The sequence below is a fragment of the Umezawaea sp. genome, assembly GCF_057122925.1.
Genome location: NZ_DBNGPQ010000144.1, coordinates 1 through 7,410, shown reverse-complemented (window position 1 = coordinate 7,410; position 7,410 = coordinate 1). Strand labels below are relative to the sequence as shown.

9 protein-coding genes and 1 pseudogene are annotated in these 7,410 nt (G+C 71.3%); 3 read left to right on the top strand and 7 right to left on the bottom strand.

What is annotated here, in order from left to right; translation table 11 throughout:
* On the bottom strand, window positions 1-685 hold a 685-nt coding region (locus tag AC156L_RS32985), incomplete at its 3' end, for a 5'-methylthioadenosine/S-adenosylhomocysteine nucleosidase family protein (protein WP_484407582.1).
* A 248-nt stretch (window positions 686-933) separates the two neighbouring features.
* On the opposite strand from AC156L_RS32985, the gene AC156L_RS32980 reads away from it, so the two are divergent.
* Window positions 934-1,680 carry an NUDIX hydrolase gene (locus tag AC156L_RS32980; protein ID WP_330875620.1) on the top strand — a complete coding sequence of 249 codons (747 nt, stop codon included), beginning with the start codon at window positions 934-936 and terminating at the stop codon, window positions 1,678-1,680.
* A gap of 88 nt (window positions 1,681-1,768) precedes the next feature.
* Here AC156L_RS32980 and AC156L_RS32975 read toward each other — a convergent pair.
* The 4 genes and pseudogenes from AC156L_RS32975 to AC156L_RS32960 all read right to left on the bottom strand — a co-directional run.
* Window positions 1,769-2,125: pseudogene (locus AC156L_RS32975) on the bottom strand (NUDIX domain-containing protein); the annotation flags it as partial.
* A gap of 82 nt (window positions 2,126-2,207) precedes the next feature.
* The gene (locus AC156L_RS32970; RefSeq protein ID WP_330875621.1) at window positions 2,208-2,336 is read right to left on the bottom strand and encodes a hypothetical protein; all 129 of its coding nucleotides are present in this window, start codon (window positions 2,334-2,336) and stop codon (window positions 2,208-2,210) included.
* A gap of 56 nt (window positions 2,337-2,392) precedes the next feature.
* The gene (locus AC156L_RS32965) at window positions 2,393-3,103 is read right to left on the bottom strand and encodes an NUDIX hydrolase (protein WP_330875622.1); all 711 of its coding nucleotides are present in this window, start codon (window positions 3,101-3,103) and stop codon (window positions 2,393-2,395) included.
* 20 nt (window positions 3,104-3,123) lie between these two features.
* Window positions 3,124-3,516, bottom strand: coding sequence for a Rossmann-fold NAD(P)-binding domain-containing protein (locus AC156L_RS32960; protein ID WP_330875623.1), 393 nt, complete (start codon window positions 3,514-3,516; stop codon window positions 3,124-3,126).
* 161 nt (window positions 3,517-3,677) lie between these two features.
* Here AC156L_RS32960 and AC156L_RS32955 point away from each other — a divergent pair, with 161 nt between their 5' ends.
* Window positions 3,678-4,634 carry a DUF6924 domain-containing protein gene (locus AC156L_RS32955; protein ID WP_330875624.1) on the top strand — a complete coding sequence of 319 codons (957 nt, stop codon included), beginning with the start codon at window positions 3,678-3,680 and terminating at the stop codon, window positions 4,632-4,634.
* A gap of 19 nt (window positions 4,635-4,653) precedes the next feature.
* Here AC156L_RS32955 and AC156L_RS32950 read toward each other — a convergent pair whose 3' ends face one another.
* Window positions 4,654-5,106 carry an Lrp/AsnC family transcriptional regulator gene (locus AC156L_RS32950; protein ID WP_330875625.1) on the bottom strand — a complete coding sequence of 151 codons (453 nt, stop codon included), beginning with the start codon at window positions 5,104-5,106 and terminating at the stop codon, window positions 4,654-4,656.
* Window positions 5,103-6,233 carry a M24 family metallopeptidase gene (locus AC156L_RS32945; RefSeq protein ID WP_330875626.1) on the bottom strand — a complete coding sequence of 377 codons (1,131 nt, stop codon included), beginning with the start codon at window positions 6,231-6,233 and terminating at the stop codon, window positions 5,103-5,105. Before AC156L_RS32945 ends, AC156L_RS32950 begins: the two co-directional genes overlap by 4 nt.
* A 41-nt stretch (window positions 6,234-6,274) precedes the next feature.
* On the opposite strand from AC156L_RS32945, the gene AC156L_RS32940 reads away from it, so the two are divergent.
* Window positions 6,275-7,216, top strand: a complete 942-nt coding sequence (locus AC156L_RS32940) for a 5'-3' exonuclease (RefSeq protein WP_330875627.1) — start codon at window positions 6,275-6,277, stop codon at window positions 7,214-7,216.
* Window positions 7,217-7,410: the final 194 nt, after the last annotated feature.

Genomic DNA, 7,410 nt, shown 5'->3' with positions numbered 1-7,410 from the left:
GCGCGGCGACCGCCTGCCAGCCCTCCCCGTCGGTGTTGTCCTTGGTCCCGCCCGCGTGGTCGCTGATGGCGCGCACCGTCGCCATCGGGACGCCGTCGTTGAGGTGACCGGCGAGCGCGAAGCCCGCGCTCTCCATCTCCACGGCGATGGCGTCGTTGTAGTTCTGGTTCAGGTGCCGCGCCTGCTCCGACGTCCGGGAGTCCAGCACGACGTCACCGGCCGCCACGGGGTGGAAGTGCACCTCGGGCACAGCACCACCGCCATCGGACGGGTACCAGTCCCTCGCCCGGTGGACGCGCCGTGCCGCCTGCTCGATCTTGTGGGAGATCTCCCAGGAGCGCGGGCGCTGGCGGAAGCCCCCGTCCTCGCTGCGGCCTCCGTGGTAGGCGTACACCTTGGTCGCCACCACCACGTCACCCAGTTCCAGCCAGTCGCGCAGGGCGCCCGCCACGCCGACGAAGAGCATCGCGGAGGGCTGGAACTCCACGATGGCCCGCTCGGTGAGCGCGGCGGCGGTCAGGTTGCCCATCCCCGTCGCGGCGACGGCGATCCGCCGGTCCGGAGCGGCCTTGAGGACTCCGACGTCGAACAGCGTTCCAGCCTTGTGCCTGTGCACCTCGACTTCGGCGAGGTGGCTGAGGACCGCCGCGTACTCGCTCTCCAGGGCGGTCAGGATCACGATCATGGATTCGCTCCATCACGTTGTGCCGTAGGGGTTTCTTCATCGGTCCGACGAGGTTCCGACGTGGTGCGGGACCTTCGCGGCGCGGCGCGGGAACAGCGCTCCGGGAAGGAACAGGGGACAAGAGCTGGGTTCGTGGCGTGACAGGGGGCCACAACGGGGACGGACGCTAGCCCAGCCGCTCAATTTTTGTCAATCTGACCAATATTCCACGCGGCCGAGCCCGAAGGGGCACGGGTATGCTGTTGCATGTGGACGGAAGACCACGCAGGGTAACGGATTTCGCCGACGCCGAGTGGGCGATCCCCGAGGTCGCGGTCGCCGTCGACCTCGCGGTGCTCACGGTGCGCGCGGGCGCGCTGCACATCATGCTCGTCGAGCGCGGCATCGACCCGCACCTCGGCGAACTCGCACTACCAGGCGGTTTCCTCGCCAGCACGTCCGAGGACATCGACGCCGCAGCGGCGCGCGAACTGGGCGAGGAGACCGGGTTGAGCCCACAGGGGCTCCACCTGGAACAGCTGCGCACCTACGGCGCCCCGGACCGCGACCCCCGACGCCGAGTGGTCACGGTCTGCTACCTGGCTTTCGTACCGGACCTGCCCTCCCCCACCGCGGGCGGCGACGCCCGAGCGGCCACCTGGGTACCCGTGGAGAAGGTCCTCCGCAGACGGGTCAAAGTCGCGTTCGACCACAAGAAGATCATCGCCGACGCGGTAGAACGAGCGCGGAACAAGCTGGAGTACACCACCCTGGCCGCGGCCTTCTGCGGTCCCGAGTTCACCATGACCGAACTGCGCCAGGTGTACGAGACCGTCTGGGACGAGGAGTTGGACGCGGGCAACTTCCACCGGAAGATCATCGGGATCAAGGGTTTCCTGGTACCGACGGGCGTGCGCGCCCCGCAGCAGGCGGGCCGACCGGCCACCCTGTACCGACGCGGGCCCGCCGCGCTCCTGCACCCGGCGATCCTGCGCTCCACCCGTTCGACACCGTAGCCGAAGAACGACCGAACCACCGGATCACGGCATCCCCGACCACGTCCCGGTGGTCGAAGGCGACCCGGCCACCGGGGCGGAGGAACTCCACCAGGGGCAACCACCCCGCTGCTCGCGCATCGCTCGCGGGCACCGCGTCGGCCGGGTCGACCACGCACGCGCAGTAGACCTCGCTCACCACCGGCCCTCTCGGATCGCGCCGCGGCGCGCCGTAGCGACCCACCAGGACCAGTTCCCCCAACCGCACGACGATGCCGGTCTCCTCACGGAGTTCACGCACCGCCGCGTCCCGCGCACCCTCCCCCGGCTCCACGAAACCACCGGGTAAAGCACGACAGCCGCGGAACGGCTCCTTCGCCCGCTCGATGGCGAGGATCGAGAGAACACCCCGCCTCTCACCGAACAGCACCACGTCCACCGCCGACCCGACCCGCGCACCCGTCATCCCGTCCATGGCACCACCGTAGGTTATTGTCACATTGACATCAACCCCTGGTGCTACGTAAGTTCCTCAGTAGAGCCAATTGTCACTCGTACACGAACGGAGTCGACATGGAGATCCACTGCCGAGCGGGTGTCGCGGCACGAACGGTCCTGGCCGCGTTCATCGTGGGCGCGGCGCTCGGGGCCACGATGACGGTGATCTCGCTGGACACGACGACCCACCGACCGCACGTGGACCACGTGGCGTCCCTGGAGTCGCCGGACCCGGTCAGCCCAGGGACTGCCGGGGCCGCATCATCGGCGGCGTCAGCACGTCAGCCGGACCGGAGCGGTACAGGGCCGCGGGACGACCGTTCACCGTCGGCCTCTTGCCGCCGGTGGGGACGATGAAGCCGTCCACGTCGGTGACCTTGCGGTGAAAGTTGGGCTTGTCGAGTTCGACGCCCCAGACCACCTCGTACACCGCGTGCAGGTCGCCGATGGTGAACTCCTCTTCGCAGAACGCCGTGGCGACCGCGGTGAACTGCAACTCGACCCGCGCCAGCTCGACCGCGTCGCGGAGGATCTCGTCGTGGTCGAACGCCAGTCCCGTCCGCTGGGCTTCGGACACCGGCGACCACCTCGCCGCCCTGGCGTCCGATCCGGCGACGGGCAGCGGGAGGTTCGGCGCGATGGCCAGGTAGGCGCTGGTGATGACCCTGGGGTCGCGCGGGTCGCGGTCCGGCGCCGAGTAGACGCCGACCTGCCGGAGGTGGAAGGTCGACGGGTCCAGCCCGGTCTCCTCCAACAATTCGCGGCGCGCGGTGTCGAGGAGGCTTTCCCTCCCCCGCAGGAATCCGCCCGGCAGTGCGAGCTTCCCGGCGAACGGGTCGTTCGCGCGTTCCACCAGCAGGACGGTGAGCTGTCCCTCCCGGATGGTCAGGATCACCAGATCGGCGGTGACGGTGACCTTCTGCCGAGCACGGCGCGTCGTGGACACGTCGGAAGGCTACCCTCTTGTCATTTCGACAGGAAGTCGGCCCGCCCCGGCACCGCCAGAGGGCAGAGCCGTCCGCGACCTCGATGACCTGGGCGTTGATCCAGCGGTTGTCGTCGAAGCGCGGGCCGGTACAGACCCGCCTCGGTGACCTCGGCGACGGGGTTGTCCGCCCGGTGGCCAGCGTTGTTGACCAGGTGGTCGGAGTCGGCGCGGTCCCACGTCGCCCGCAGGGCGGTGGCGACGACCTCGCCGATGCCCCGACTGCCGCCGGTGGTGATCGCGGTGGTCGGCCGGGCGTCGCTGGTGGTTCCCGTCGACTTGAGGGGCGGTTCGTCCTCTCCGCGACCGCCGACCACCGATTGGCAGGTGTCGAACAGGATCGGACCGCAGTCGACCGGTCGGAGGAGTGCCACGTCCGAAGTGGGTGTCAGTGCCCGAGCGGTACCGGGCAGGGATCGCACGGCGTTGTGAGCACCCGTGGCTGATGACCGGCCCTCGGAGGCGGATCCGCGGTTCACCCGCTCGCGGCGGGCGATCGCCGACGCCCCGGCCGACCTCGTGCGGCGGACGGGTCGTGCCCGTCGCTCTCCGCGCCTGCGGGAGCCGCGGACATCCACCGCGCACCTTCCACAACCACGTCGACCCCGTCGAGGAAGCCGCGGTGTACGTGGTCGCGGACGAGTTCCGCGCCCCGCACCACCTGAGCACCAGCGACCGGCGCAGGGGCGCGGACCCGACCGCCGTGGCCGTGGCGACGCTGACGGCCGTGCCCGACACACAGCGGCAGCGCAGGAGCCTCTTCCTGCCGGCGTCGACCTGGCGCTCGCCGAGCGGGCTGAGGGGCATCGGCGACCTGCTCCTTGAGCAGCTCCAGGCGCTCCGCCGCGACCTCGGTGTCGACGACCGGGAACCCGGCCCGCCCAACTCGGTCGAGGACGTCTGCACGGCGTCTTCTCGGCCGTCGTCGGCGGCGACAGCGGCCGCGACCAGGAGGAGGTCGCCGTCCGCCTGCACGGCCTGCTGCCCGACTGGGTCCGCGATCCACCGTCGAACTAGTCTGTGGCACTCCCCGAGTGCTGGAGGACACGTGGTCCCGCTGCCCGAGAGCGACCTGTCCCCGTTGCTGCGCACCGACTTCTCCGATGACGCGGCGTGGTCCGAGGTGTGCGAGGAGGTCGACGACGGCTGGGTGAGCGTCGTGGCCGACCCCCGCTTGGAGGGGCTCCCGCTGGAGCGCCTGCTGGAGTCGGTGCCCGCCGGGCGCGCGTACCCGGTGCTGGTCGTCGCCGACGACGTGACGTTCTCGCACGACGACCGCGCGCTGCTGGTCGTGGACCTGGTCGACGAGCCGGGTCGGGCGTTCCGCGCCGATCCCCGCGCGACCCGGTCGATCGTCGGCAACCTGGCGATCCAGAACACGTACTTCGGCGACCACGCCGACTCGGCGGGCGACGGCGTCCACCGGCTGTCGCCCAAGCACTTCCAGGCGCTGGCCGAACTGAGCGGCACGACGCCGCCCGACCCCGCCTGAGGACGGGGTCGGGATCGCGTCACACCGCGGGCGGGCGGTCCTCGTACGGCGTCGAGAGCACGACGGTCGTCCGCGTCGACACGTTCGCGGCCTCGCGGATCTGCCGGAGCAGCTCCTCCAACGCCCCCGGCGACGCGACCCGCACCCGCAGCACGTACGAGGCGTCGCCCGCCACCGAGTAGCAGGCCTCGATCTGCGGCAGGTGCTCCAACCGCTTCGGGTAGTCGTCCGGCGCGGCCGGGTCGATCGGCGTGATCGAGATGAACGCGCTGAGCGGCAACCCGATCTCGTCGCCGTGCAGCCGGGCCCGGTAGCCGAGCAGGACGCCGCGCTGCTCCAGCCGCTTCACCCGCTGGTGCACCGCCGACACGCTCAGGCCGACGCGTTCGGCCAGGTCGGTGAAGCTGCACCGGCCGTCGGCGGCCAGCTGCTTGAGGATGGCTCTGTCGATGGGTTCGAGGTTCGCCGTCACGCGGGCAGCACCACCAGGTCGTGCGGGCGGTTGTTGACGCTCTCCACGCCGGTCCCGGTCACGACCACGATGTCCTCGATGCGGGCGCCCCAGCGCTCGGGCAGGTAGATGCCCGGCTCGACGCTGAACGCCATGCCCGCCTCCAGCACCAGGTCGTTGCCGCCGACGATGTACGGCTCCTCGTGCACGTCCATGCCGATGCCGTGCCCGGTGCGGTGGACGAAGTACTCGCCGAAGCCCGCGTCGGCGATGACCGACCGCGCGGCGGCGTCGACCTCGGACGCGGTCACCCCAGGGCGAACCGCGTCGACGGCTGCCTGCTGCGCGGCCTGGAGCACGGCGTAGGTGGACCGCACGTCGGCGAACCGCGGCTCGCCGACGGAGTAGGTGCGGGTCGAGTCGGAGCAGTAGCCCTCGGCCACCGGCCCGCCGATGTCGACCACCACGACGTCACCGGCCTCGATCACCCGGTCGGACAGGCTGTGGTGCGGGCTGGCGCCGTTCGGCCCCGATCCGACGATCACGAACTCGGCGACGGCGTGGCCCTCCTCGACGATGGCGGCGGCGATGTCCGCGCCCACCTCGGCCTCGGTGCGACCCGCGCGCAGCCACTCGCCGACACGGGCGTGGACCCGGTCGATCGCCGCACCGGCCTTGCGCAACGCCGCGATCTCGACCGCGTCCTTGCGCATCCGCAGCTCGCGCAGCACCGGCCCGGCGAGCACCTGCTCGCCGCCGATCGCGTCGCGCAGCGCCAGCGCGTGCAGCGCGGGCATCATGTCCGCCACGGCGGTCCGCCCGGTGCCGCGCAGCGCGCCCGTGACCAACCGGTACGGGTCCTCGCCGTCGACCCAGGTCGCGACCTCGACGCCCAGCTCGTCGGTCGGCAGCCCCGCGTACCCCGGCGCCTCCAGCTTCGGCACGACCAGCACCGGTGCGCCACCGACCGGCAGCACCAGGCAGGTGAGCCGCTCGAACGACGTGCCACCCACCCCGAGCAGGTAGGCGAGGTCCGAGCCGGGCGAGATCAGCAGCGCGTCCACGTCGGCCGCGGCGGCGGCCGCACCCGCGCGGTCCAGACGGGCGCGCAGCGCGTCAACATCGATGGGACCAACACTCGTCGACATGCCGCCGAGCCTAGTGGGCCGTCGTCTGGCAGTCTTGCCGCGTGGCCCAACCCCTGGTTCTGCTCGACTCCGCCAGCCTGTACTTCCGCGCCTTCTACGCGCTGCCCGAATCGATGACGGCACCGGACGGCACCCCGATCAACGCGGTGCGCGGCTTCGTCGACACGATCGCGCGCGTCATCACCGAGCGCCGCGCGAGCAGGCTGGTCGCGTGCATGGACGCCGACTGGCGCCCCGAGTTCCGCACCAACGCCCTGCCCTCCTACAAGGCGCACCGCGTGGCGACGGAGGCGGCGGACGGCTCGGAGGAGGTACCGGACACCCTCACACCGCAGATCCCGATCATCATGGAAGTCCTGGACGCGGTCGGCATCTGCACGGCGGAGGCGGCGGGCTACGAGGCCGACGACGTCATCGGCGCCCTCGCCCACCACGAGGAGAAGGACCCCGTGGAGGTCGTGACGGGCGACCGCGACCTCTTCCAGGTCGTGCGCGACACCCCCACCGAGGTCCGAGTGCTGTACGTGGGCCGGGGCTGGGCGAAGGCGGAACTGCTGGGCCCGGAGGAACTGGCCGAGAAGTACGCGCTGCCGGTGGGTTCGGCGGGCGAGGCCTACGCCGCCATGGCGGTGCTGCGCGGCGACCCGTCCGACGGCCTGCCGGGCGTGGCGGGCATCGGCGAGAAGACAGCGGCGAAGCTGATCACCGAATTCGGCTCCCTGGAAGCACTGCTCGCAGCGGTGACGGACCCGCGAGACCGCAAACTCACCACCAGGGCCAGGAACAGCCTCATCGCGGCGGAGAGCTACCTGGCTGCGGCCCCCACGGTGGTCACCGTGGCGGTGGACGCACCGGTGGTCAAGGACCGCCCGGACCACGTACCAGCCGCACCGGCAAACCCGGACAAGGTAGCCGAACTGGGCAAGCGCTGGGGCCTGGGCAGCTCCCTACCCCGCCTGCTCTCAGCGCTGGAACGCCGCTAGAGCAACAAAAGCAGCAACCCACCACGGAACGGGACGCCGCCCACGCGACCGTGGCCGATCCCGCTCGGGGGACTCGCCCCTTGCCCCGGTGGATCGGGCAGGCGGTCACCACCTGCCCTGGAGCCCGGTCGCAGGGGCGGATCGAGGCGTCCCCGAGCCACATCGGCCATCCCCGCTGGAACCGGCAGCCGCCG

Excerpts from the sequence above, each read along its gene's own strand:
- AC156L_RS32945 (WP_330875626.1), bottom strand. The coding sequence starts at position 6,233 with ATGTCGACGAGTGTTGGTCCCATCGATGTTGACGCGCTGCGCGCCCGT.